This is a genomic window from Ancylobacter sp. SL191, from assembly GCF_026625645.1.
Taxonomy (GTDB): Bacteria; Pseudomonadota; Alphaproteobacteria; order Rhizobiales; family Xanthobacteraceae; genus Ancylobacter.
In genome coordinates, this window is record NZ_CP113056.1 from 824,206 (window position 1) to 848,908 (window position 24,703).

At 68.9% G+C, this 24,703-nt stretch carries 27 protein-coding genes; 16 read left to right on the forward strand and 11 right to left on the reverse strand.

What is annotated here, in order from left to right:
• The first annotated feature begins 86 nt into the window (after window positions 1-86).
• On the forward strand, window positions 87-2,357 hold the full coding sequence (gene glyS / locus OU996_RS03650) for a glycine--tRNA ligase subunit beta (RefSeq protein WP_267584300.1): 2,271 nt from the start codon (window positions 87-89) through the stop codon (window positions 2,355-2,357).
• A 396-nt stretch (window positions 2,358-2,753) separates the two neighbouring features.
• Window positions 2,754-2,918: a DUF3096 domain-containing protein gene (locus tag OU996_RS03655; protein ID WP_267584301.1), complete on the forward strand. Its 165-nt coding sequence runs from the start codon at window positions 2,754-2,756 to the stop codon at window positions 2,916-2,918.
• A 68-nt stretch (window positions 2,919-2,986) separates the two neighbouring features.
• On the opposite strand, the gene OU996_RS03660 is transcribed toward OU996_RS03655, so the two are convergent.
• Complete coding sequence (locus OU996_RS03660; protein ID WP_267584302.1) at window positions 2,987-3,379, reverse strand: DoxX family protein; 393 nt, start codon at window positions 3,377-3,379, stop codon at window positions 2,987-2,989.
• Between the two features lie 294 nt (window positions 3,380-3,673).
• Here OU996_RS03660 and ppdK point away from each other — a divergent pair, with 294 nt between their 5' ends.
• From ppdK to OU996_RS03685, 5 genes are all read left to right on the forward strand, one after another.
• Window positions 3,674-6,352: a pyruvate, phosphate dikinase gene (gene ppdK / locus OU996_RS03665; protein WP_267584303.1), complete on the forward strand. Its 2,679-nt coding sequence runs from the start codon at window positions 3,674-3,676 to the stop codon at window positions 6,350-6,352.
• Window positions 6,353-6,484: 132 nt separating this feature from the next.
• Complete coding sequence (locus OU996_RS03670; protein ID WP_267584304.1) at window positions 6,485-6,913, forward strand: MerR family transcriptional regulator; 429 nt, start codon at window positions 6,485-6,487, stop codon at window positions 6,911-6,913.
• Entirely contained in the window at window positions 6,849-7,262 is a 414-nt protein-coding gene (locus tag OU996_RS03675; protein ID WP_267585582.1) for a carboxymuconolactone decarboxylase family protein, read from the forward strand. The genes OU996_RS03670 and OU996_RS03675 overlap by 65 nt, the downstream gene beginning before the upstream one ends.
• A gap of 128 nt (window positions 7,263-7,390) precedes the next feature.
• Window positions 7,391-7,945, forward strand: a complete 555-nt coding sequence (locus tag OU996_RS03680; protein ID WP_267584305.1) for a cysteine hydrolase family protein — start codon at window positions 7,391-7,393, stop codon at window positions 7,943-7,945.
• Between the two features lie 69 nt (window positions 7,946-8,014).
• Complete coding sequence (locus OU996_RS03685) at window positions 8,015-8,350, forward strand: GIY-YIG nuclease family protein (RefSeq protein WP_267584306.1); 336 nt, start codon at window positions 8,015-8,017, stop codon at window positions 8,348-8,350.
• Between the two features lie 178 nt (window positions 8,351-8,528).
• Here the strand turns inward: OU996_RS03685 and mutS are convergent, their stop codons facing one another.
• Together mutS and OU996_RS03695 are read right to left on the reverse strand one after the other, a co-directional pair.
• On the reverse strand, window positions 8,529-11,273 hold the full coding sequence (gene mutS, locus OU996_RS03690; protein WP_267584307.1) for a DNA mismatch repair protein MutS: 2,745 nt from the start codon (window positions 11,271-11,273) through the stop codon (window positions 8,529-8,531).
• Window positions 11,274-11,362: 89 nt separating this feature from the next.
• On the reverse strand, window positions 11,363-11,866 hold the full coding sequence (locus OU996_RS03695; RefSeq protein WP_267584308.1) for an MmcB family DNA repair protein: 504 nt from the start codon (window positions 11,864-11,866) through the stop codon (window positions 11,363-11,365).
• Window positions 11,867-12,024: 158 nt separating this feature from the next.
• Here OU996_RS03695 and OU996_RS03700 point away from each other — a divergent pair, with 158 nt between their 5' ends.
• The gene (locus OU996_RS03700; protein ID WP_267584309.1) at window positions 12,025-12,630 is read left to right on the forward strand and encodes a chromate transporter; all 606 of its coding nucleotides are present in this window, start codon (window positions 12,025-12,027) and stop codon (window positions 12,628-12,630) included.
• Complete coding sequence (locus OU996_RS03705) at window positions 12,627-13,157, forward strand: chromate transporter (RefSeq protein WP_267584310.1); 531 nt, start codon at window positions 12,627-12,629, stop codon at window positions 13,155-13,157. The genes OU996_RS03700 and OU996_RS03705 overlap by 4 nt, the downstream gene beginning before the upstream one ends.
• Before the next feature lie 5 nt (window positions 13,158-13,162).
• On the opposite strand, the gene OU996_RS03710 is transcribed toward OU996_RS03705, so the two are convergent.
• Entirely contained in the window at window positions 13,163-14,620 is a 1,458-nt protein-coding gene (locus tag OU996_RS03710; RefSeq protein WP_267584311.1) for an MATE family efflux transporter, read from the reverse strand.
• Window positions 14,621-14,829: 209 nt separating this feature from the next.
• Here OU996_RS03710 and argB point away from each other — a divergent pair, with 209 nt between their 5' ends.
• The 4 genes from argB (at window position 14,830) to dapE (ending at window position 18,997) form a co-directional block, all read left to right on the forward strand.
• Window positions 14,830-15,720 (forward strand): acetylglutamate kinase, encoded by an 891-nt coding sequence (gene argB, locus OU996_RS03715; RefSeq protein ID WP_267584312.1) that lies wholly within the window; start codon window positions 14,830-14,832, stop codon window positions 15,718-15,720.
• 161 nt (window positions 15,721-15,881) lie between these two features.
• Window positions 15,882-16,598: a pyrimidine 5'-nucleotidase gene (locus OU996_RS03720; protein WP_267584313.1), complete on the forward strand. Its 717-nt coding sequence runs from the start codon at window positions 15,882-15,884 to the stop codon at window positions 16,596-16,598.
• Window positions 16,599-16,679: 81 nt separating this feature from the next.
• Window positions 16,680-17,522, forward strand: a complete 843-nt coding sequence (gene dapD / locus OU996_RS03725; protein WP_267584314.1) for a 2,3,4,5-tetrahydropyridine-2,6-dicarboxylate N-succinyltransferase — start codon at window positions 16,680-16,682, stop codon at window positions 17,520-17,522.
• 248 nt (window positions 17,523-17,770) lie between these two features.
• Entirely contained in the window at window positions 17,771-18,997 is a 1,227-nt protein-coding gene (gene dapE / locus OU996_RS03730; protein ID WP_267584315.1) for a succinyl-diaminopimelate desuccinylase, read from the forward strand.
• Between the two features lie 4 nt (window positions 18,998-19,001).
• Here dapE and OU996_RS03735 read toward each other — a convergent pair whose 3' ends face one another.
• Complete coding sequence (locus tag OU996_RS03735) at window positions 19,002-19,343, reverse strand: porin (RefSeq protein WP_267584316.1); 342 nt, start codon at window positions 19,341-19,343, stop codon at window positions 19,002-19,004.
• A 137-nt stretch (window positions 19,344-19,480) separates the two neighbouring features.
• Here OU996_RS03735 and OU996_RS03740 point away from each other — a divergent pair, with 137 nt between their 5' ends.
• The 3 genes from OU996_RS03740 (at window position 19,481) to OU996_RS03750 (ending at window position 20,789) form a co-directional block, all read left to right on the forward strand.
• Window positions 19,481-19,939: an NUDIX hydrolase gene (locus OU996_RS03740; protein ID WP_267584317.1), complete on the forward strand. Its 459-nt coding sequence runs from the start codon at window positions 19,481-19,483 to the stop codon at window positions 19,937-19,939.
• Window positions 19,940-19,982: 43 nt separating this feature from the next.
• Window positions 19,983-20,366 (forward strand): TIGR02301 family protein, encoded by a 384-nt coding sequence (locus OU996_RS03745; RefSeq protein WP_267584318.1) that lies wholly within the window; start codon window positions 19,983-19,985, stop codon window positions 20,364-20,366.
• 144 nt (window positions 20,367-20,510) lie between these two features.
• Window positions 20,511-20,789 carry a hypothetical protein gene (locus OU996_RS03750; protein ID WP_420712688.1) on the forward strand — a complete coding sequence of 93 codons (279 nt, stop codon included), beginning with the start codon at window positions 20,511-20,513 and terminating at the stop codon, window positions 20,787-20,789.
• Between the two features lie 3 nt (window positions 20,790-20,792).
• On the opposite strand, the gene OU996_RS03755 is transcribed toward OU996_RS03750, so the two are convergent.
• The 6 genes from OU996_RS03755 to OU996_RS03785 all read right to left on the reverse strand — a co-directional run bounded on the left by OU996_RS03755 (window position 20,793) and on the right by OU996_RS03785 (window position 24,610).
• Window positions 20,793-21,269: a GNAT family N-acetyltransferase gene (locus OU996_RS03755; protein WP_267584320.1), complete on the reverse strand. Its 477-nt coding sequence runs from the start codon at window positions 21,267-21,269 to the stop codon at window positions 20,793-20,795.
• Between the two features lie 101 nt (window positions 21,270-21,370).
• The gene (gene rpsU / locus OU996_RS03760; protein ID WP_213755039.1) at window positions 21,371-21,610 is read right to left on the reverse strand and encodes a 30S ribosomal protein S21; all 240 of its coding nucleotides are present in this window, start codon (window positions 21,608-21,610) and stop codon (window positions 21,371-21,373) included.
• Window positions 21,611-21,820: 210 nt separating this feature from the next.
• Entirely contained in the window at window positions 21,821-22,441 is a 621-nt protein-coding gene (locus OU996_RS21375) for a DUF1330 domain-containing protein (protein WP_324290727.1), read from the reverse strand.
• 22 nt (window positions 22,442-22,463) lie between these two features.
• Window positions 22,464-23,183 (reverse strand): orotidine-5'-phosphate decarboxylase, encoded by a 720-nt coding sequence (gene pyrF / locus OU996_RS03775; RefSeq protein WP_267584321.1) that lies wholly within the window; start codon window positions 23,181-23,183, stop codon window positions 22,464-22,466.
• A 19-nt stretch (window positions 23,184-23,202) separates the two neighbouring features.
• The gene (locus OU996_RS03780; RefSeq protein ID WP_267584322.1) at window positions 23,203-23,784 is read right to left on the reverse strand and encodes an NADPH-dependent FMN reductase; all 582 of its coding nucleotides are present in this window, start codon (window positions 23,782-23,784) and stop codon (window positions 23,203-23,205) included.
• A 70-nt stretch (window positions 23,785-23,854) separates the two neighbouring features.
• Window positions 23,855-24,610 carry a class I SAM-dependent methyltransferase gene (locus OU996_RS03785; protein ID WP_267584323.1) on the reverse strand — a complete coding sequence of 252 codons (756 nt, stop codon included), beginning with the start codon at window positions 24,608-24,610 and terminating at the stop codon, window positions 23,855-23,857.
• Between the last annotated feature and the right edge of the window lie 93 nt (window positions 24,611-24,703).

The following is a 24,703-nucleotide window of genomic DNA, read 5'->3' on the forward strand; positions in this document are numbered from 1 at the left end:
CTTGGCTAAACGCACTCCCCTCGCCCGGCGTGACGTGCTAGGGCGTGCGGACCTCATCCTGCCCCGCCACATCAGCCGACAGCGCCATGCCCGATCTCCTGCTCGAACTGTTCTGCGAAGAAATCCCCGCCCGCATGCAGGCGGCCGCCGCGGACAGCCTGAAGAAGCTCGTCACCGATGCGCTGGTCGAGCGCGGTCTGGTCTATGAGGGCGCCAAGGCTTTCGTGACCCCGCGCCGCCTCGCGCTCGCCGTGCACGGCCTGCCGGCGCAGCAGCCGGACACGCATGAGGAGCGCAAGGGCCCACGCGTCGGCGCTCCCCAGGGCGCGATCGACGGCTTCCTCAAGGCGGCGGGGCTGACCTCGCTCGATCAGGCGAAGATCGTCAGCGACCCGAAGAAGGGCGATTCCTACGTCGCCCATATCCACAAGCATGGCCGCCCGACGCCGGAGGTGATCGGCGAGATCGTGCCGGCCATCATCCGCGCCTTCCCCTGGCCGAAGTCGATGCGCTGGGGCAAGGCCTCCGCCCAGCCCGGCGCGCTGCGCTGGGTGCGCCCGCTGCAGTCGATCCTCTGCACCTTCGGGCCGGAGACCGAGGAGCCGGAAATCGTCGCCTTCGATGTCGACGGCATCACGGCGGGCGACGTGACGCGCGGCCACCGCTTCCTCAACCCGGGCCCGATCAAGGTCCGCCGGCTGGAGGACTGGATGGCCAAGCTTGAGGCCGCCCATGTCGTCGCCGACCGCGAGCGGCGCAAGGACATCATCCTCAACGACGCCAAGGATCTTGCGCTGGCGCAGGGGCTGGAGCTGGTCGAGGATGCGGGCCTGCTGGAAGAAATCTGCGGCCTCGTCGAATGGCCGGTGGTGCTGATGGGCGCCTTCGACCCGGCCTTTCTCGACGTGCCGGACGAGGTGATCCGCGCCACCATCCGCGCCAACCAGAAATGCTTCGTCTTGAGGGACCCGGCCACCGGGCGCCTCGCCAACCGCTTCATCCTGGTGTCGAACCTCATCGCCTCCGATGGCGGCGCGGCGATCATCGCCGGCAATGAGCGCGTCATCCGCGCCCGCCTGTCGGACGCCAAGTTTTTCTGGGAGACCGACAAGAAGACCAACGCAACGGTGTCGCTGGAAGACCGGCTGGCGAAGTTCGGCAATGTCACCTTCCACGAGAAGCTCGGCTCGCAGCTGGAGCGCATCCGGCGGATTGCCGTTCTGGCCCACGTCATCGGTCGCACGATTGGTGCAGACCCTGACCTCGCCGAACAGGCCGCGCTCTATGCCAAGAGCGACCTGCGCACCGAAGTCGTCGGCGAGTTCCCGGAAGTGCAGGGCCTGATGGGCCGCTACTATGCGGAGCTGGAAGGGCTCGACCCCGCCATCGCCGCCGCGGCGGAAGATCATTACAAGCCGCAGGGCCCGACCGACCGCGTCCCCACCGCCCCGGTCTCCGTCGCCGTCGCGCTGGCCGACAAGCTCGACACGCTGGTTGGCTTCTGGGCCATCGACGAGAAGCCCACCGGCAGCAAGGATCCCTACGCGCTGCGCCGTGCCGCGCTGGGCGTGGTGCGCATGGTGATCGAGAACAAAATTCGCGTTGAGCTGCTCGGCTTGATTGCTTTTGGCCTCATGGGCGTCGCTGGATCGGCAGCTAACGCTGCCGAGATTGCGGCTCTTCGCCAAGATCTTGGCGCGATTATTGATGACCGATCAAGCGTCGAAACATACGTAGCGAAGCTGGAAGATCGGCTGGAGCTTTACCGTCAAGCCGTCGGCATCTTTAAGGGAGCAGCTAATGGCACCTATGACAAAGCCATAGAGGTTGCCGAAGACCTCCTCGCCTTCTTCGCCGACCGCCTGAAGGTCCACCTCCGCGAGGCCGGGGCGCGGCATGATCTCGTCGACGCGGTGTTCGCCCTGCCCGGTCAGGACGACCTGCTGCTGGTGGTGAAGCGCGTCGAGGCACTGTCCCGCTTCCTCAGCTCCGAAGACGGCAAGACGCTGCTCGCTGGCACCAAGCGCGCGGCGAATATTCTGCGCATCGAGGAGAAGAAGGACGGCCATTCCTACGAGGGCGGCATCGATGCCGGCCTGCTGGCCGAGCCGGAGGAGCGCGCGCTCGCCGACGCGCTCACCGCGCTGCGCCCGCAGATCGAGGCGGCGCTGGCGGCGGAGGATTTCGAGGGCGCCATGGCCCTGATGGCCCGCCTGCGCGCGCCGGTCGACGCCTTCTTCGAGAAGGTCACGGTCAACGCCGAGGACGCCGCCCTGCGCCAGAACCGCCTGCGCCTGCTGGCGGAAATCCGCGCCCTGACCCGCACCGTCGCCGACTTCGACCGCATCGAGGGCTAGGGCGCGGGCGGGCGCCCCGCTGTCATCTGCCGTGCCGATGCCACCCCTCACACCGTCATCCCCGGACTTGATCCGGGGATCCACGACTTGGGCGCGACAGAAAAGACGTGGATGGCCGGGCCAAGCCCGGCCATGACGGCGTGCGGGGATGAACCGGCCGCACACCGGCACCATTACGCGGGCGGTCTTTCTGCCGGACCGGTGCCACACCTCACCACGTCATCCCCGGACTTGATCCGGGGATCCACGATTTTGGCACGACAGAAAAGACGTGGATGGCCGGGCCATGCCCGGCCATGACGATGCGCGGGCATGGGCACACAAGCCCACAGCCCCCCATCACGGAACCATCCCAACCGCCGGCCGTTCTAGGGTGACCTCACAGGAGTACCCCTTATGGCCGTCAGCTTTGTCGCCCTTCAGCCGATCGTCGCGCTGATCGCGGGCATCCTCATTCTGGTGATGCCGCGCCTGCTCGCCTACATCGTCGCGGTCTACCTGATCTTCATCGGCGTCATGGGCCTGCTCGGCTCGGGCGGGCTGGAGCGGCTGGGCCTGTAAAACAGGACGGCCCGGACCGGGCTCCCCCGAGCCGGTCCGGGCCGTGCGTCAGAGATGGCCGGCGCGGATCACGCCTTGCCGAGCAGCTTGTCGACGCTCCACGGGCCGGGGCCGGCGAAGGTCAGGTAGAAGAACACGAAGCAATAGAGCGCCGCGAGTTCGCCGCCATTGACGATGGGGTGGAAGTCCTTGGGCGCGTGGACGAGGAAATACGCCACCGCGGTCATGCCGGAGAGGATGAAGGCGGTCGGACGCGAGAACAGCCCGACCAGCAGCAGCAGGCCGCCGACCAGCTCGATGATGCCGGCAATGCCCGGCAGCGAGGTGAGGCTGACGCCGGTCATCTGCGTGGCGGGAAAGCCGAGAATCTTGGTGGTGCCATGCTGCAGCAGCAGCAAGGCGGACATCACGCGCAGCAGGCTGAGCACATGCGGCGCGAGTCGGTTCAGTGTTGCAATCATAGGATGCCCCTTGCGACGGATCGGTTTCCGGCCCGCACAGAGGTGCCTGATTGCCGACCCCGCGACAATACGTCCATCCGGTCACATTCTGGTGCGCTGCCGCTGGCCATGGTGCAGTGCAAATGATGGATTGAACGGGGCCCCTCAAACCGCTAGATCACTTTAGTGGGAGCGGTTTTGCACGGCGACGGCCGGGCGGACGAACCCTTTGACGGTGCTTAAATTTCGACTTCGGTTGAATGTCCACCACACGTTGAGGGCGCACCAGGTTGCGCCTCACCAAAGGACTCTGACATGACGAAATGGGTCTACACCTTCGGCGACGGCACCGCGGAAGGTACAGCGGAACTGCGCAATCTGCTGGGTGGCAAGGGCGCGAACCTTGCGGAAATGTCGAACCTCGGGCTGCCAGTGCCGCCCGGATTCACGATCTCGACCGAGGTCTGCACCTACTACTATTCTCACGGCAACAAGTACCCGGACGAACTTGCGTCCCAGGTCGAGGCAGCTCTCGGCCAGGTTGGCGCGCTCGCCAATCGCACCTTCGGCGATCCCGCCAACCCGCTTCTGGTCTCCGTGCGCTCGGGCGCCCGCGCCTCCATGCCAGGCATGATGGACACGGTGCTCAATCTCGGGCTCAACGACGTGACGGTCGAGGCGCTGGCGGCCTCCTCGGGCGATGCCCGTTTCGCCTATGACAGCTACCGCCGCTTCATCCAGATGTACTCGAACGTGGTGCTCGACTTCCCGCACCATCATTTCGAGGAAGTGCTGGACGGCTACAAATCCGACCACGGCTACACCCTCGACACCGACCTCACCGCCGATGACTGGAAGGACATCGTCGCGCGCTACAAGGCGCTGGTCGTCCACGAGCTCGGCCGCCCCTTCCCGCAGGACGCGCACGACCAGCTCTGGGGCGCCATCGGGGCCGTGTTCGGCTCCTGGATGAACCAGCGCGCCATCGTCTATCGCCGCCTCCACCAGATCCCGGAGAGCTGGGGCACGGCGGTGAACGTGCAGGCCATGGTGTTCGGCAATATGGGCGAGACCTCCGCCACCGGCGTCGCCTTCACCCGCAACCCGTCGACCGGCGAGAACGCGCTCTATGGCGAGTTCCTCATCAACGCGCAGGGCGAGGACGTGGTGGCGGGCATCCGCACGCCGCAGAACATCACCGAGGTCGCCCGCATCGAGGCCGGCTCCGACAAGCCCTCCATGGAGAAGGCGCTGCCGGAGGTCTACACCGAATTCACCCGCATCGCCGGTGTGCTGGAAAGCCATTACCGCGACATGCAGGATCTCGAATTCACCGTGGAGCGCGGCAAGCTGTGGATGCTGCAGACCCGCTCGGGCAAGCGCACCGCGAAAGCCTCGCTGCGCATCGCGGTCGAGCTCGCCAATGACGGCGTGATCACCCGCGAGGAAGCCATCGCCCGCGTCGACCCTGCCGCGCTCGACCAGCTGCTGCACCCGATGCTCGACCCCAAGGCCGACAAGAAGATCATCGGTTCCGGCCTGCCGGCCTCGCCCGGCGCCGCCTCGGGCGAGATCGTGTTCTCGGCCGACGAGGCGGAGCTGCTGAAGACGCAAGGCCGCAAGGTCATCCTGGTGCGCATCGAGACCTCGCCGGAAGACATCCACGGGATGCACGCCGCGCAGGGCATCCTCACCACGCGCGGCGGCATGACCTCGCACGCGGCGGTGGTCGCGCGCGGCATGGGCAAGCCCTGCGTCTGCGGCGCCGGCACCATCCGCGTCGACTATGCGGCGGGCACGCTGACCTCGGGCGGGGTGACGCTGAAGAAGGGCGACATCCTCACCCTCGACGGCGGCACCGGCCAGGTGATCGCCGGCGCCGTGCCCACCCTCCAGCCGGAGCTGTCCGGCGAGTTCGCCACCCTCATGGGCTGGGCGGACGGGGTGCGCCGGCTCAAGGTGCGGGCCAATGCGGAAACCCCGCTGGACGCGCGCACCGCGAAGAATTTCGGCGCCGAGGGCATTGGCCTCTCGCGCACCGAGCACATGTTCTTCGAGGGCGACCGCATCCGTTCCGTGCGCGAAATGATCCTGGCCGATGACGAGAAGGGCCGCCGCGCCGCGCTCGCCAAGCTGCTCGCCGCGCAGCGTTCGGACTTCCAGGAGCTGTTCGAGATCATGGACGGTCTGCCGGTCACGATCCGCCTGCTCGACCCGCCGCTGCATGAGTTCCTGCCGCACACCGACGCGGAAATCGCCGAGGTCGCGGAAGGGCTCGGGGTCAGCGCCGCCAAGCTCGCCGCCCGCAAGCGCGAGTTCGACGAGTTCAACCCGATGCTCGGCTTCCGCGGCTGCCGCCTCGCCATCGCCTTCCCGGAGATCGCGGAAATGCAGGCGCGCGCCATCTTCGAGGCCGCTGTGGCGGCGCAGAAGAGCACCGGCAAGCCGGTGGTGCCGGAAATCATGGTGCCGCTCATCACCGGCAAGCGCGAGTTCGACCTCGTCAAGGAGGTGATCGACGCCGCCGCCAAGACCGTCGAGCAGGAAACCGGCGACACGATCGAGTACCAGGTCGGTACGATGATCGAGCTGCCGCGCGCGGCGCTGAAGGCGGGCGAGATCGCGGAGACGGCGGAGTTCTTCTCCTACGGCACCAATGATCTCACCCAGACCGTCTACGGTATCAGCCGAGACGACGCCGGCACGTTCCTCGGCACCTACATCGCCAAGGGCATCTTCGAGGTCGACCCCTTCGTGTCGATCGACCAGGACGGCGTCGGCGAGATGGTGAAGATCGCCACCGAGCGCGGCCGCGCGGTGCGCCCGAACCTCAAGCTCGGCATTTGCGGCGAGCATGGCGGCGACCCCGCCTCGGTCGCCTTCTGCGAGGAAGTCGGGCTCGACTACGTGTCCTGCTCGCCCTTCCGCGTGCCGATCGCCCGCCTGGCCGCCGCGCAGGCCGCGCTGAAGAGCAAGGTCGCCTCGCAGGCGTGATCTGACGTGCCATGACATTGTCGCGGCCGGCCCGGCCGGCCGCGACAGACATCTGCGTAAAAGACAGTCCCGCTTGACTTCGAGCGCGCTCGAACCCCTAGCCTTGGCTGCGTCGTGGCGAAAAGGGCGATCATGAAGATCGGGGAACTGGCCAAGCTATCGGGATTATCGGTCCATACCATCCGCTATTACGAGCGGATCGGACTGCTGCCCTATGCGGACCGGAACCGTTCGAGCCAGCGCGATTACGATGCCTCCATCCTCACGTGGATCGCCTTTCTCGGTCGCCTGAAAACGATCGGAATGCCGATCCGCGACATGCTGCGCTATGCAGCCTTGCGGGAAGCCGGCGCCGCAACCGAAGCTGAGCGACGCGCGCTGCTGGAGCAGCACCGCAAGCGCGTGGCGCTTCATCTGGCCGAGCTTCAGGACTGCCTTCTCGTCCTCGACACCAAGATCGCCGGCTATGCCGGCCTGGAGCAGAGGATGCGGGATGATGACGCAACACAATTGCAGCGCAGACGACAGCCGGCTGGAGCGCGGGCGGCGCGCCCTCGCTGAGATCGACGGCGAGGCGGGCGAAAAGGTCGTCGCCGCGCTCACCGACATCGCCCCGGATTTCGCCACCTATCTGCTCGAGTTCCCCTTCGGCGACATTTATTGCCGTCCCGGTCTCGATCTGCGCGCGCGGGAAATCGCGACGATCGCCGCGCTGACCGCGCTCGGCAACGCCGCCCCGCAGCTGAAGGTCCATATCGCCGCCGGGCTGAATGTCGGGCTGACCCGCGATGAGATCACCGAGATCATCATGCAGATGGCCGTCTATGCCGGCTTCCCCGCGGCACTCAACGGACTGTTCGCCGCCAAGGAGGTCTTCGCGCCGCAAAGCGCCGCCAAATCGGGCGCATAGCCCGCTATCGCCGCCCGACCGCGCGATCCCGGATTGGGCCTGCGGGCCGTCCGGGATGACGCGAGACACCCGACGGCCGGGCTGACGCCCGGCCGTTTTGCGTTACCATCGCGCAGGGGAGGACCGCCATGCTGCCAGCCAATGCGGCACTGATCGTGATCGACCTGCAAAAGGCCATCGACCATCCCAAATGGACGGCGCAGGGCCCGCGCAACAACCCGCAGGCCGAGGCGACCATCGCGCGGCTGCTGGCGGCCTGGCGTGCGGCGGGCCGGCCGCTGTTCCATGTGCGCCATGAATCGACCGACCCCGGCTCGACCTATGCCGCGGACGGGCCGGGCACCCCGTTCAAGCCCGAGGCGACGCCGCTGCCGGGTGAGCCGGTGATCGCCAAGAACGTCAACAGCGCCTTCATCGGCACCAACCTCGAGGCTCGGCTGCGCGCGGCCGGCATCGGCACGCTGGTGATCTGCGGCGTCATTACCAATAATTCGGTCGAGGCCACCGTGCGCATGGCCGGCAATCTCGGCTTCGACGTGCATCTGGTGGAAGACGCCTGCTTCACCTTCGCCCGCCGCGACCATGCCGGCACGCTGCGCAGCGCCGCCGAGGTCCACGCCATGTCGCTGGCCAACATGGACGGCGAATATTGCCGCGTGGTGCGGGCGGCGGAGGTGATGTAGCCCTACCGCTGGCGTGCCGCTGCCCTTAAGCCTCACATCTGGCTCAAGGCGGTACATTTAGTGGCCGTCATGCCCGGGCTTGACCCGGGCATCCATCCCTTTGACCCTTCGGGCATGAAAGGCGGCTTCGTTTACATCCTGACCAACCGGCCGAACGGCACGCTCTATGTCGGGGTCACCTCGGACATCATCCGACGTGTCTGGGAGCACCGGGAAGGCGTGGCCGATAGCTTCACCGCGCGCTACGGGCTGAAGAGCCTCGTCCATGTCGAGCGCTTCGATGAGATCACTACCGCCATCCAGCGTGAGAAGACGCTGAAACACTGGTCACGGGACTGGAAGATCGCCCTCATCATCAAGGACAACCCGACATGGCGCGACCTCTACGACGAGATCACCCAATGAGTTGCGGCGATGGATCCCCGGGTCAAGCCCGGGGATGACGGCGTGTTGATGTTGGCCGTTGCTCGAGAAGCGGACGGGTAAATGACGGCGTATCTGGAGCGGACATAACCACTCGTCATGCCCGGGCTTGACCCGGGCATCCATGCTTTCGGCTCTTGCGGACGGCGCAGCGGTGCCCCTACCCGGCCTTCGCCGCCGCCTTCAGCTTGTACAGCGCCTCCAGCGCCTCGCGCGGGGTCATCTCGTCGGGGTCGATGCCGGCCAGCGTCGTCTTCACCGCTTCCGCCACCGGGTCCGCCTTGGCGGCCGGTGACACCGGCGCGGGCGGCGGGGCACGGTTGAGGGCGGCGAAAAGCGGGAGATCGTCGAGGATGCGCTGGGTCGGGGCGGCGCGGTCAGCGCTTTCCAGTTCCGTCAGGACGGCGCGGGCGCGCTCGACCACGGCGTGCGGCAGGCCAGCGAGCTTGGCGACCTGGATGCCGTAGGAGCGATCCGCCGCGCCGGGCACCACCTCATGCAGGAAGATCACCTCGCCCTCCCACTCCTTCACCTTCACCGTCGCGTTGACGAGGCGGGGCAGGCGCTGGGACAGCGCGGTCAGCTCGTGGAAATGGGTGGCGAACAGGCCGCGGCAGCGATTGCTCTCATGCAGATGCTCTAGGCTCGCCCAGGCGATGGACAGGCCGTCGAAGGTCGCCGTGCCGCGCCCGATCTCGTCGAGGATGACGAGCGAGCGCTCGGTTGCCTGGTTGAGGATGGCGGCGGTCTCGACCATCTCGACCATGAAGGTCGAGCGCCCGCGCGCGAGGTCATCCGCCGCGCCGACGCGCGAGAACAGCCGGTCGACCACGCCGATGCGCGCCGCCTTCGCCGGCACGAAGGCGCCGGCCTGGGCGAGGATGGCGATCAGCGCATTCTGCCGCAGGAAGGTCGATTTACCCGCCATGTTCGGGCCGGTGACCAGCCAGATGCGCCCGGCCCGCGCCCGCTCCGGCGGGGAGAGGTCGCAATCATTGGCGACGAAGGGCCCGCCATCCCGGCGCAGCGCCTGCTCCACCACCGGGTGGCGCCCACCCTCAATGGCAAAATCCAGCCCGTCATCGACCTCGGGGCGCACATGCCCCTCATCCACCGCCAGCTTGGCGAGGCCGGCGGTGACGTCGATCACCGCGAGCGCCTCGGCGCAGGCGCGGATGGCATCGGCCTTGTCGAGCACGGCGGACGCCAGCTCGTCGAACAGGCGCTGCTCCAGAGCGAGCGCCCGGTCGCCGGCGCTGGAGATTTTCGCTTCCAGCTCGGCCAGCTCGGTGGAGGTGAAGCGCATCGCCCCGGCCATGGTCTGGCGGTGCAGGAAGATGGCGTCGAAGGGCGGCTCGCGCAGCTTGTCGGCGTTCTGCTGGCTGACCTCGACATAATAGCCGAGCACCGCATTGTGCCGGATCTTCAGCGCCCGCACGCCGGTTTCCTCGACATAGCGGCGCTCAAGGGCGGCGACGACGCGCCGGCTCTCGTCGCGCAGCGCGCGGGTGGCGTCGAGGTCGCCTTCATAGCCCGGCCGGATGAAACCGCCATCGCGCCGGTTGAGCGGCAGTTCGTCATCGAGCGCGCTTTGCAGCGTCTCCGCGAGTGACGGATCGATGCCGGCGAGCACGCCGGCGGCCTGCGCGAGTTCGAGCGGGGCGGGCGAGGCGGCGATCAGCCCGGCCATCGCCGCGCCCTCGGCGAGCCCCCGGCCGATGGCGGCGAGGTCGCGCGGCCCTGAACGGCCCAGCGCCACGCGCGAGAGGGCCCGGGCAAGGTCCGGCGCTCCGGCGAGACGCGCGCGCAAAGCGGCCCGCAGGCTGGTCTCATTGGCCAGATGCTCCACCGCATCGAACCGATCGGCCACCCGCTTCGGGTCGGTCAACGGCTCGGCAAGGCGCCGCCCGAGCAGGCGCGCGCCGGCCGAGGTGACGGTGCGGTCGATGGCCGCGCACAGGCTCCCGGCGCGGTCGCCGGTGGTGGTGCGGAGGATCTCGAGATTGGCCCGCGTCGCCGGGTCGATGACCATGACGTCGGCCGAGGATTCCCGGCGGGGCCGGTTCAGCGGCGGGCGCGCGCCGAGCTGGGTACGCTCGATATAGGCGACGACGGCGCCGGCGGCGGCGAGCTCGGCGCGGGTGAAAACGCCAAAGGAATCAAGCGTCGCCACCTGGAAGAAGCCGGCGATGCGGCGCTCGGCGCTCGCCCCGTCGAAGCTGTCTTTCGGCAGCGGCGTCACGGCGGGCAGGGTGCGCCAGAGCGGCCGGAAGCCCGGCTCGTCATAGATCGCGTCGGGCACCAGAAGCTCGGCCGGCTCGATGCGGGCGAGGTCGGCGGAAAGGCGCAGCGCGTCGGTCTCGGCGACGCGGAAGGAACCGGTGGAGATGTCGGCGAAGGCCAGCGCATAGGCATAGCCGTCCTCGCCTTCGCCGCTTTTGACCCGCGCCAGCGCCGCCAGCACATTCTCGCGCCGCGCATCGAGCAGCGCGTCCTCGGTCAGCGTGCCGGGCGTGACGAGGCGGATAACGTCCCGTTTCACAACGCTTTTCGGGCCGCGCTTCTTCGCCTCGGCGGGGTCTTCCACCTGCTCGCAGACCGCGACGCGGTAGCCGGCCAGGATCAGCTTGTTGAGATATTCCTCGGCGCGCTCCACCGGCACGCCGCACATCGGGATGTCCTCGCCCTGATGCTTGCCGCGCTTGGTGAGCACGATGCCGAGCGCCCGCGAGGCGTGCTCGGCATCCTCGAAGAACAGCTCGTAGAAATCGCCCATCCGGTAGAACAGCAGGCTGCCGGGATTGGCGGTCTTGATCTCGATGTACTGCGCCATCATCGGCGTCACCCGCGCCTCCACGGCGGCGGCGGGCGTCTCGGCGGCGGCGGTGGGGAGAGGGGTGTTCATGGGATGACGCTGACAGAGGCAGGGGGCGGCTTTCAAGCCGCGCCGGCCCGGTGCGGCCGCTTATCCCCTCCTAGGTGAGCCGCCCGGCCTTACAACTCGATGCCGCGCAGCGCCTCCGGGTCCATCAGCCCCATCAGCCGCCCGGCGGCGGTGCGGGCGAGGCGGAGCGTCAGCGCCTTGCGGGTGGCGGCGGGCAGAGGGTGGGCGGGCGCCTCGCGCACAAGGCCCGCGCCGAACTGGTCGGCCAGCATCACCCCGGCATCTTCGGGGAGGATCTCCACCGGGAAATCCGGCCCGACAGCGAAGAACAGCCGGTCGCAATAAAGCCGGTACTCCGCCCATTTGCGGTCGGTGCGGAAGTCCATCACCGAGGACTTGATCTCGATCACCCAGACCTCGCCGCGCGAATCGATGGCGGCGATGTCGGCCCGGCGGCCGGAGGCGAGGACGAATTCCGGCAGCCCCACCAGCCCGCGCGCCGCGAGATAGCGCAACGCCCCGCGCTGGATGGCGCGCGCGGCTTCCGATTGCCGCCCGTCCACCGGCAGGGTGAGAGCCTCGCCCCCACGCGTATCGCCGCGCCTCTCGCTCATGGCGTGTACTCTATCCGTTCTCATGGTGCGATGGGAAGTGGGACGCCCGAACCGGCCGGACCCGAGCCGCCAAATCCATGCCGCGAAAACATCGCGGGCGCGGCTTATGCGCCGGAGGCGACTCGTCTATAGCGGGCGGGCTCACACGGGCTTGCGCCATGACCGAACGGCCCCTCCCCGCCTTCTCGACCGATGCGGCCCCGCCCGGCGTCCCGGCGCGCCCGAGCCCGAGCTGCGCGGCGCTGTTCCTCGGCTTCCTGTCGGTCGCGGTGGTGGCCTTTGGTGGCGTTCTGCCCATCGCCCGCCGGGCGCTGGTCGAGCGCCATGGCTGGCTCACGGCGGACGAGTTCACCGAGCTGGTGGGTCTCTCCCAGTTCCTGCCGGGGCCGAACATCATCAATCTGTCGGTGATTGTCGGCGCCCGCTTCCGCGGCGTGCCCGGCGCGATCTCTGCCTTTCTGGGTCTCACCGCCGTGCCGGCCGTCGGCGTCGTGCTCGCCGGGATGGCGTTCACCCGCTATGCCGATATCGGCGCGGTGTCCGACATGCTGGCGGGCCTTGCCGCCGCTGCCGCCGGGCTGGTGCTCGCCATGGCCGCGCGCATGGCCGAGCCGCTGTGGCGGCGCCCGCGCCCGCACACCGTCCTCATCGCGCTGCTCGCCTTTATCGGCATCGTCGCGACGCCGCTGTCGCTGCCGGTGATGATGCTGGTGCTCGCGCCACTCTCCATCCTGCTCTCCTGGTGGGCGGAGCGGCGTGCATGAACGACAGCAACCCGCTGGGCGCGCTGGCGCTGCATTTCCTCATCATCTCGCTCTTCGCCATTGGCGGGGCGAACAGCGTGCTGCCGGAGATCCACCGGCAGGTCGTGGACATCGCCGGCTGGATGACCGACGCGCAATTCGCCCAGACCTTCGCCATCGCGCAGGCCGCACCCGGCCCGAACATGCTGGTGGTGACGCTGATCGGCTGGCATGTCGCGGGCATCTGGGGCGCGCTGGTGGCGACGCTCGCCATGTGCGGGCCGACCTGCGTGCTCGCCTATGTGGTGGGCGGAGCGTGGCACCGCTTCCGCGAGGCGCATTGGCGCCGCGTGGTGCAGGGCGGGCTGATGCCGCTGACCATCGGGCTCATCGCTGCCTCCGGCGTGCTGCTGACCGAAGGCGCCGCCCGCACGCCCGCCACCGCCGCCTTCACCCTCATCGCCGCGCTGGTGCTGTTCTTCACCCGGCTCAGCCCGCTCTGGATGCTGGCCGCCGGCGGCGCTCTCGGCGCGCTCGGGTTGATCTGAACGGCTTAATCCGGCAGCGGCGCGGTCTCGATGGCGGCGGCGTCCTCGCCGCGCGAGAAGGCGGGGAGTTGCGCACCGGTAAGCGGCGCGGGCGGGGCCGGGGGCGGGGCGTTGCTGGCGCCAAGCCGGCGGACCACGGCGAAGGCGCAGATGAGCGCGGCGACGCCGAAGGCGACCGAGCCCGCCGCCTGCCCGCCGATCACCCCCTCCGCGCCATACCAGCGCCCGCCGAGCCAGACGAAGGGCATGGTGCCCAGCGTCGCCCGGCCCCAGTTGAACAGCGTCGAGAGCAGCGGCGCGCCGAGATTGTTGAAGGCAGCATTGGCGACGAACAGCGCGCCCATGAAGATGAAGCTGCCGGCGGCGTAGAGGCAGAAGAATTCGACCAGCCGCACGCCCTCATCCGACAGGCCGAACACGCTGGCGAGCAGGTGGCGCCCCAGCGCCATCAGCAGCCAGACCAGCGCCACATAGACGAGGATCAGCACCAGGCTGTCGCGCACCGCCTGCCGTACCCGATCATAACGCAGGGCGCCGACATTCTGGCCGATCACCGGGCCGATGGCGCCGGTGAGGGCGAAGATCGGCCCGAAGGCGACGGGGATCAGCCGGCCGATCACCGCCCAGGCGGCGACTGCCGCATCGCCATGCGGGGCGAGCGCGAAGGTGACATAGGCATTGCCGACGGGGGTGGCGATATTGGTGAGGATCGCCGGCAGGGCGATGGCCGAGAGCGGGCCGACATCGCGCAGGAAGGCGGCAAGGCGCGGGCGCTCGGCCAGCCCATGCACCTTCGCCACGGCGTAGAGCCCGTAGCCCGCCATGACGAGGCGCGCGAGCACCGAGGCGATGGCCGCGCCCTCGACGCCAAGCCCCAAAGCGAGAATCAGCAGCGGATCGAGCGCGGCGGTGGCGATGCCGCCGGACAGCGTGACCCACATGGAGCGGCGCGCATCGCCCACCCCGCGCAGCGTGCCGGACGCGGCCATGCCGATGCCGAGCAGCGGGGTCGAGGGCAGCACGATCAGCAGGAAGTCGCGGGCGAGTTCCTGCGTGCGCCCGGTGGCGCCGAGCAGGCCAAGCATGGGGGTGAGCAGCGGCAGCATCAGCGCCGTCATCGCCACGGTGGCGAGGGTCATATAGACGAAGCCGGAGGTGGAGAGCCGCCGCCCTTCCTGCGGGTCGCCGCTGCCCACCGCGCGCGAGACCAGCGCCGAGCCGGCGATCATCACCCCGATGGCGACCGAGGTGGTGAAGAACATCACCGTGCCGGCATAGCCGATGGCCGCCGCCAGCTCCTCCTCGCCGAGCAGCGAGATGTAGAACAGGTTCAGCAGATCGACGACGAATACCGCGACGAGGCCGATGGAGCCGGTGGCGGTCATCACCGCCACATGCCGCATGGTCGAGCCTTCGACGAAACGGGCCTTGATCGGTCGGGAGGAACGGGCGGGTTTACTCATGACATCTCGCTGTTGCCGGCCATCTATGCCACGGCGCGGCGGCCTCCAGATAGGCGGGGATACGCAACCATGCGATTGCGGCATTGCCGGCAGGAGCTACCCATGCCGCGCGGCGATTGAGAAGCGTCATCGAAATCGGCTAGAAGGGCTCGCCTTCACGCCCCGTGGGCCTCAGGCTCCGCCGTCGCCCGCCCGCACTGGAATCCGCCATGACCGACATCACCGACGACCACGCCAAGGCCCGCGTCCTCGTCCAGGCGCTGCCGCACATGCAGCGCTATGACGACGCCATCATCGTCGTGAAGTATGGCGGCCACGCCATGGGCGACGAGCAGGTGGCACGCGACTTCGCGCAGGATATCGTTCTGCTTGAACAGTCCGGCGTGAACCCGGTGGTGGTGCATGGCGGCGGGCCGCAGATCGGCGCCATGCTGGCCAAGCTCGGCATCAAGTCGGAATTCGCCGCCGGGCTGCGCATCACCGACAAGGCCACCGTCGAGATCGTCGAGATGGTGCTGGCCGGCTCGATCAACAAATCGCTGGTCGGCTTCATCAACGAGGCCGGCGGCAAGGCGCTGGGCCTCACCGGCAAGGACGGCAACATGGTGCGCGCGACCAAGGTCACGCGCTCGGTGCGCGATCCCGATTCCAATGTCGAGCAGGAGATCGACCTCGGCTTTGTCGGCGAGCCCTCCGCCGTCGACACCACCGTGCTGGACCAGATCCTCGGCCGCGAGCTGATCCCGGTGCTGGCGCCGGTCGCCACCGGCCTCGAGGGTGGCACGTTCAACGTCAATGCCGACACCTTCGCCGGCGCAATCGCCGGCGCGCTCGGCGCCAAGCGGCTGCTGCTGCTGACCGACGTGCCCGGCGTGCTCGACCGCGACAAGCAGCTCATCAAGGAGCTGACGATCGCCCAGGCCCGCGCGCTCATCGCCGACGGCACGATCTCCGGCGGCATGATCCCGAAGGTCGAAACCTGCATCTACGCGCTGGAGCAGGGCGTGGAGGGGGTGGTGATCCTCGACGGCAAGGTGCCGCATTCGGTGCTGCTGGAGCTGCTCACCGACCACGGCGCCGGCACACTGATCACGCGCTGAGGCACAGCCACGTCATCCCCGGGCTTGACCCGGGGATCCACGACTTTGGCCAGCAATGTGGGAGGGAAGTCATGGATGGCCGGGCCAAGCCCGGCCATGACGATGTCACGCACCCTCCTTTGCCCCTCGCCCGCCGGCCCGCTCTTCGCTATGGATGGCGCATGACCGCATCCTTCCGCACCGGCCCATCCGCGCCCCTCGATTTCTCCCATGTCGAGACCTGGGTGTTCGACCTCGACAACACGCTCTACCCGCCCGGCCTCGACCTGTGGCGGCAGATCGACATGCGCATGCGCAGCTACATCGCCGATTATCTCGGCCTGTCGCTGGACGACGCGTTCGCGCTGCAGAAGGGCTATTACCGCAAATACGGCACCTCGCTGCGCGGGCTGATGATCGAGCACGGCATGGACCCGGACCCGTTCCTCGCCAACGCCCACAAGATCGACCTGTCCTCGCTCGATCCGGCGCCGGAACTGGGCGAGGCGCTCGGCGCGCTGCCCGGCCGCAAGCTGGTCTACACCAATGGCTCGCGCGGCCATGCCGAGCAGATCCTCAACAAGCTCGCCATTTCCGAGCACTTCGCGGATGTCCACGACATTGTCGCCGCGGAATTCCACCCGAAACCTCAGGAGACCGCCTATCGCGGCTTCCTCGCCCGCTTCGACGTGGACCCGGCCAAGGCGGCGATGTTCGAGGATCTCGCACGCAACCTCGAAGTGCCCGCCCAGCTCGGCATGCGCACCGTGCTGGTGGTGCCGCCCGGCGAGGCGGTCAGCCCCGCCGACCGCGAAGCGTGGGAGCATGAGGGGCGCGACGGCACCCATATCGACGTGGTGACGGATGACCTGACCGCCTTCCTGCGCGCGCTCGCCTGACGCGGGCGCGCCTTCCCGCACTCTGCCGTTGACAGAAACCCGCCGCGACCGGACAAGACGCCCCGAACACGGGAGAGCCAGATGTCGAGCCAGCTTCAGAGCATCATCGAGACCGCCTTCGAGAACCGCGCCGAGGTCAATTTCGAGACCGGCGGCGCGATTCGCGACGCGGTGAACGAGGCGCTGGGTCTGCTCGACGCGGGCACGGCGCGCGTCGCCGAACAGGGGGCCGACGGCAACTGGACGGTGAACCAGTGGCTGAAGAAGGCGGTGCTGCTCTCCTTCCGCCTCAACGACATGAGCGTCATCCCCGGGGGCCCCGGCCAAGCCGTGTGGTGGGACAAGGTGCCCTCCAAGTTCGAGGGCTGGGGCGAGAGTGAGTTCCGCGCCGCCGGCTTCCGCGCCGTGCCAGGCGCCATTGTGCGCCGCTCGGCCTTCATCGCGCCGAACGTCGTGCTCATGCCCTCCTTCGTCAATCTCGGCGCCCGCGTCGATGCCAACTCCATGGTCGACACCTGGGCGACGGTCGGCTCCTGCGCGCAGATCGGCAAGAATGTGCATCTGTCGGGCGGCGTCGGCATTGGCGGCGTGCTGGAGCCTCTGCAGGCCGGCCCGGTCATCATCGAGGATGACTGCTTCATCGGCGCGCGCTCGGAAGTGGTGGAAGGCGTGATCGTGCGCCGGGGCTCGGTGCTCTCCATGGGCGTGTTCATCTCCGCCACCACCAAGATCGTCGACCGCGCCACCGGCGAGGTCTTCGTCGGCGAGGTGCCACCCTATTCCGTCGTGGTGCCCGGCTCGCTGCCCGGCAAGCCGCTGCCGAACGGCCAGCCCGGCCCCTCGCTCTACTGCGCGGTGATCGTCAAGCGCGTCGACGAGCAGACCCGCTCCAAGACGTCGATCAACGACCTGCTGCGCGACTGAGCGGCCATTGACCCTCCTTCGAGGCCCGGCCAATGGCCGGGCACCTCGGGATGACGCCGCGGGGCAAACCGCGTCACGCCGAGGCGCCGCCCGCAGGACGTCCTCGAAGCACGCAGGCCACGCTTGACCGTCATCCCGGCCGGAGCGTAGCGAAGAGCCGGGATCGTTCGCGACAGGCGGCGACGCTGCCGGGACGCGATCCCGGATCGGCCTTCGGCCGTCCGGGATGACGAGGAGAGGACACGAGCATGGCGACCATCCCGAATGGGCCCTCCGAGCCGGTCATCCATCCCCCCGCCGATCCCATCGAGATCCTGCGCACCCTTATTCGCTGCCCATCGGTCACACCGGCCGAGGGTGGCGCGCTCGGCTATCTCGACGCGCTGCTCAGCGGGGCGGGCTTCGCCACGCACCGGGTGAAGCTCACCGCCCCCGACACGCCGGACATCGAGAACCTCTATGCCCGCTTCGGCACGCGCGGGCCCAATCTGTGCTTTGCCGGCCATACCGACGTGGTGCCGCCCGGCGATCCCCAGCAATGGCGTTTCCCGCCTTTCGAGGGCGCGATCCATGACGGGCTGATCTATGGCCGTGGCGCGGTGGACATGAAGGGTGGCGTCGCCGCCTTCATCGCCGCCGGGCTCGATTTCGCCCGCGCCCATGGCAACGACCCCGATCACCCGGACCTGCCCGGCTCGATTTCCTTCCTGCTTACCGGCGATGAGGAAGGCCCGGCGATCAACGGCACGGAAAAGCTGCTGCGCTGGCTCGCCGACCGCGACGAGCGGCTCGACCATTGCGTGCTGGGCGAGCCCTCCTCGCGCGCCGCGCTCGGCGACATGGTGAAGATCGGCCGGCGCGGCTCGCTGTCCTGCACCCTCACCGTCCATGGCAAGCAGGGCCATGTCGGCTACCCGCATCTGGCCGACAACCCGATTCCGGGCCTCATCACCCTGCTCGGCGCGCTGATTGCCGAGCCGCTCGACAGCGGCAACGCGCATTTCCAGGCGTCGAACCTCGAAATCGTCTCGGTCGATGTCGGCAACCCCGCCTTCAACGTCATCCCGGCGCAGGCGCAGGGGCGGTTCAATATCCGCTTCAACGACCTCTGGACCCCGCAGACGCTGCAGGCCGAGATCGAGCGGCGGCTCGCTCGCACGGCGGGCAACAGCCTGCGCTGGAGCGCCGCGTTCGAGTTCCGCTCGTCCGACAGCTTCCTCACCGCGCCCGGCCCCTTCGTCGATCTCGTGGTCGAATCGATCGCGCGGACGACCGGCCAGCGGCCGGAGCTTTCCACCACCGGCGGCACTTCGGATGCCCGCTTCATCAAGGATTATTGCCCGGTGATCGAGTTCGGCCTCGTCGGCACCACCATGCACGCGGTGGACGAGGCAACGCCGGTGGACGAGGTGGCGGCGCTGACGCGCGTCTATGCCGGCATCATCGCCCGCTATTTCGCCGCGCTCGGCCGCTGAAGGTTCAGCGCGACTGAAGCGCCGGGGCGCGCGCGGCGGGAAGCCCGTCGGCGGGTCCGTTCTGCGTCGTGCTGTCGATCTGCACATAGCCGCCGAGCTTCAGGCAGGTCTGCGTGCCCTCCAGCCGCACGAAGCCGGCACCCTGCGCCGCGCAGAACGGATCGGTCGACGCGGCAGCCGGCGGGGCCGCGCTGGTGGTTTTGGTGGGGGAAGCCGCTACGCCGGGCGGTGTCTCGGCACGCGCCGGCAGGACGAGCGCCATCGCCAGGGCGAGCCCCGAAATGGCGAGCGCCATCCCTGTAACGGCGTGGGCGCCACGGCGGCGCAGATGCATCATCCGGCTCATGCGGCCTCCCGTTTCCAGCCATCCTCCGGCCGTCGATCCGGCGCGTGTGGCCTGAATCTTCCGCGCGAATTGCGGCCAATCCGCGCCGGCGGGCCTGCTATCGTCCGGCCTGAACCGATTCGCGTGAGAGCCTCGCCATGGTTGCCGTCGAGCGTCCCGTCCTCGCCACCAGCGCCGCCGTGTTCCGCGCCGGGCGCGTGCTGCTGGCGCGGCGCGGCCAGCGCCCCTCCATCGGCGTGTGGACGCTGCCGGGCGGGCGCGTCGAGCCGGGCGAGACGCTGACGGCGGCCGCCGCGCGCGAGGTGATGGAGGAAGTCGGCGTCGCCTGCGCGATCATCGGCGTTGCCGGGGCGGTGGACGTGATCCTGCGGGCGGACGATGGGAGCCTGAAGGCGCATTACGTCGTCGTCAGCCATGCCGCGCGCTGGGAGGCGGGCGAGCCCGCCATTGGGCCGGAAGCGGCGGAGGTCGGCTGGTTCGAGCCGGATGCGCTGCCCGCCGACATCACGCCGGGGCTCGGCGAAATCGTCGCGGCGGCGGCCCGCCTCGTCGCCGGCGCGCAGAGCGCCGACACCGGCGCCCGGCTCACCCCGTGACAACCCGCTTGACCTTGCCCGCGCGCCGGATCACCACAGCGCCATGACGATGTTCGCGCGCGCCTTTCTCATCCTCGCCGTGCTCGGCGCTGCCCCCGCGCGCGCCCAGAACGAGGGCGGCACGCCGCCCTATGAGGGCGAGTTGCTGCGGCTCGCGGAGATTCTCGGCGCGCTGCACTACATCCGCCCGCTCTGCGGCGCGGCGGAGGAGACCCGCTGGCGCGACGAAATGACGGGGCTGCTGCAGACCGAGGCGCCCTCCGAGGCGCGGCGCGGCCAGCTCATCGGCGCGTTCAATCTCGGCTATGAGAGCTACAAGCAGGTCTACCGGAGTTGCACCCCCTCGGCGGAACTGGCCAGCCAGCGGTATCTGGAGGCCGGCGCAAAGCTCTCGCGGGATATCGCCACCCGCTACGGCAGCAATTAGGCACCGTCCACGGGGCGTGCCTGTGCGCTTTTGGCCGCACCTGTCACCTTTTTGCCGCGCCATGTTAACCCTCCTTCAATTCTTGGGCAGATCGACCGGCGCTGCGTGCTAAGGTCCAAATCGAGCGTTTCGCTCAGCGGAGGAATGAGTTTGTCCGAGCTTCCGGAAACGCACGACATCGATGGTCCGGCCGATCAGGCGCAGGAGGACGAGCGTCACGCGGCGCTCGCCTATCTCGATGAGGCGTGGAACGAGGCGGTCTATGACGGCCTCGACGAAGATTGCCTGGCGCAGGCGGCGCTGTTCACCGCCATCCGCTCCATGGTCGCGACCTATGGCGAGGAAGCCGCCGCCGGCTTTGCCGAGCGCCTCGCCGAACGCATTCGCGCGGGCGAATACACCGTGCCGTTCAACCGGCAGTAAGCCTCAGGCTTTTTCGCGTTCGCGCCTGAAGATGTCGAGGCCATCGACATCTTCCTCGATCTGCACCCAGCCTCGCCGCAGATAATAGGGCGCGTTGGCGGCGGTGGCGCACAGATACAGGCGGGCATGACCGGCGGCGAAGGCGACATCGGTCGCATGGGTGAGCAGCGCCTGCCCGATGCCCCGCGCCCGCGCGGGCTCTTCGACCCACAGCGCGGCGATCCAGGGCGTGAGGCCCGGCCGCTCCTCGACATCGCTGGCGATCAGCGCGACCGTGCCGAGGAACTCCCACCCCTGGCAGGCGATAAAGCTGGTGGGTATAGCGGCCCGGGATGGCCCAAGGCTCTCGCTCAGCCGGGCCTTGAGCGCGGCGAAGGGCACGCCCTCATCCTTCCACCACGCCCGCCAGACCCGATCCGCCACGATCCCGGCAAAACCGGCCGCATCGCGCAAATCGACGATGGCGAAGCTGTCCGGCATCACGCGACCTCTCCGGCAGCCCCAAACGGCAAAAGCGCGGTGACCTCTGTCACCGCGCTTCGCGCAATCTCAAGTGCCGGACGGCCGGAAGGCCGAGCCGATCAGCGGGCGCCGGGGACGACCTTCGGCTTGGACGGCAGCAGACCCTCGCGCTGGGCGCGCTTGCGGGCCAGCTTGCGGGCGCGGCGAACAGCCTCGGCTTCCTCGCGGGCGCGCTTCTCGGACGGCTTCTCGTAGTGGCCGCGCAGCTTCATCTCGCGGAAAATGCCCTCGCGCTGCATCTTCTTCTTGAGCGCCTTGAGGGCCTGGTCGACGTTGTTGTCCCGAACGAGAACCTGCACGTGTCTTCCTCTTCGTGCTTCGCGGTATCGCGCATGCGTTGAATTTGGGCGACCGGGGCAGGCGCCCAAGGACACGGGCCACCGATCAAGGTGAGGGCACATAGCAGACCGCCGCGGCCTTGTCCACCGCTGCCGCGCCAAGCGCGCGCTCGCCAAGCGACTCAGCGCGCGGCACAATCGCCGCGCGCCATCCGGCCAGCGCGTCGCGGCTCAGGCGCCGTGAATGGCGATCACCTCGGCCACCGCCGCCTTGGCACGGAAACCGAACGCTTCCTGATATTCCGGCGAGTGGTAGCAGGCGAGCGCGGTCTCATAGTCCTTGAAGGCCAGCACCACATTGCGCGAGCGCGCGCTGCCATGCACCGCCTCATGCCGGCCGCCGCGCACGAGGAACCAGCCCTCATATTTGCGCACCGCCAGCGCATCGGCGGCGATGTAGGACTTGTAGGTCTCGAGGTCGTGCACATCGATGCGCATGACCCAATAGGCGGTGCCCGGCCCCTGGGCGGGGCCGTCGATCACGCCGGCCGCCGGCTGGTCGCCCTCATAGCCCTCGATGACGAGGTGTTCGCCTTCGGAATGGGCGAGGCGGTGGGTATAGGCCGCCTGATACGCGGGCGAGTGGAAGCAGGCGAGCGCGGTCTCATAGTCCTTGAACTCGACCACGACATTGCGGGCGCGGGAGGTGCCTTCCAGCGTCTCGAACGCCCCGCCCTGCGCGAGGAAGCGCCCGCCAAAGGCGGCAATGGTCGGGATGGCGCCCTGCAGATAGGGCTTGTAGCCCTCGGCATCGCTCACATCGAGGCGGCTGATCCAGTAGCCCTTGGCCATAGTATGTGTCCTTCGTGGCGGGTCAGGAGGCGGCGAGCGCCGCGGCAATCTCGGCCTGCACCGCGCGGGCGGCGCTCGCGGGATCGGGCGAGGCGACGATAGGCCGGCCGACCACGAGATGGTCGGCGCCGGCGCGGATCGCCGCGAAAGGCGTGGCGATGCGCTTCTGGTCGCCGGTGGCGGCGCCGTCCGGGCGCACGCCGGGGGTGACGATGGCGCCCTTGGGGCCGAGGATGCCGCGCACGCGGGCAGCGTCGGTCGGGGCGCAGACGATGCCATCGACGCCGATCTCGCGCGCCTGCGCCACCCGGCGGGCGACGGTCTCGTCCACGCCGGCGCCATAGCCGGCCTCGGCGAGATCCGCCTCGTCATAGGAGGTCAGCACGGTGACGGCGAGGATGCGTAAGGGGCTCGCGCCCTTGCCTTCCATCGCCGCGCGCATGGTCTGCGGGTAGGCATGGACGGTGGCAAAGCTCGCCCCCAGTGCGGCGAGGCTGGCGACGCCGCGCGCCACGGTGTTGCCGATGTCGTGCAGCTTGAAGTCGATGAACACCTTCTTGCCGTCGGCGATCAGTTCGCGGGCGAAGCCGAGGCCCCCGGCAAAGCCGAGCTCATAGCCGATCTTGTAGAAGGTCACGCTGTCGCCGAGCCGGGCGACGATGCTCTCGGCCGCCCCGACGGAGGAAAGGTCGAGCGCGACGATGAGCCGGTCTTTCGGATCGGTAAGGGGCGCGCTCGTCACAGTCTGTCTCCGCGGCTGGTCAGGCGCGCAGACCCGCCCTGAGCGCCGCCTGCTCGATAAGCGCAGTCATCAGCGCGCGCAACCTTTGCTGAGCGCGTTCGTCCTTGAGATCGCCATTCTCGGCGAAGGCGCTGCCCGCGCCGGCCACCATCGCCTGCTCGGCCAGCACCAGCGCGCTGAGCCCGAGAGCCAGCACCTGGCGCAGCATCATCGAGGCGCGGTAGCCGCCGAGCGCGCCCGGCGAGGTGCAGCCGATGGCGTAGACCGGCTTCTTGAAGGCGTCGCCCTCGCCCTTGGCCCGGCTTGCCCAGTCAATGGCGTTCTTCAGCAACGACGGCAGGCCGGCATTGTATTCGGGGGTGACGATAAACACGCCGTCCGCCTGCGCGAGTTGGTCGCGCAGCTGCTTCGCCGGACCGGGGACGCCCTCGCTCGCCTCAAGGTCGGCGTCGTAGATCGGCAGGGGGTAGTCGGCGAGCGAGATCAGCACCGGCTCGCAGTCGAGGCTGGAGAGTTCCTTCGCCGCCAGCGCCGCCAGCGCGTGGGAATAGGATCCCGTGCGGATCGAGCCGGCGAAGGTGAGGATACGGGGCGTGCGCATGGGGGAACTCCCGGTCGTCGCCCCGGACGCCAGACGCCAAGGGGCTGGAAGGAGGCGCGGCCTGAAGGGATCAGCCCGCGGCGGCGAGCGGCAGGTCGTGGACGAGCTTCACGCCCGCTTCATGGCCGCGATAGACCCATACCCGCGCCGGCGGCAGGTTCGCCCAGATGCGCGGGCTGACATGCGCCTCGAAGCGCGAGGGCGCCAGCGGCATGGGCGAGACCACGGCATAGGTGAACTGGATGAAGGGCGCGCGGGCGTGCGACAGCTCGAAGGCCTGGTCGAGCAGGCTGTAACGCTCCTCGACGGGCCGCGTGAACAACGGCAGGCTGGAGACCACCGCCGCCGCCTTGCCGGCGAGCCGACCGTCCAGCGTCGCCTTCATGCCGTAGGCGTCGCCTTCGATGATGGTGGCGCGGGGAAAGCGGGCACGCAGCAGCGTGCAGAATTCCGGGTTGTACTCGATGAGCACAAGCCGCTCCTCGGCCACGCCGCGGGCGATCAGCGCCGCCGTCACCGGGCCGGTGCCGGGACCGAGCTCGATGACCGGGCCATCGCCAGCGGGATCGACATAGCCGGCCATGGTGCGCGCCAGCGCGCGGCCGGAGGGCGAGAGCGCGCCGGTGCGCAGCGGGTTCTGCAGCCAGGACTGGAGAAACCGCACCTCGTCGGGGCGGGCATCGCCACCCACCTTGCGGCTCGCGGCGGCGTGCTCGCCGAGGGTGCGGTCGCCGATCTTGAGGTCGCGGAATTTGAGGGAGCGCAGCTTGCGGGCCTTGGCCTTCAGGCGGTCGGACTTCGAGGCGTCGGTAGCGCGGTCGAGCATGCGACTTTGATTCCATTCGGCCGCGAAGAAACGGCGCAGGGCCACGGGCGGAAGCGGCGTCAGACTAAAGTGGTTGCCCGACGATGTTAAGAC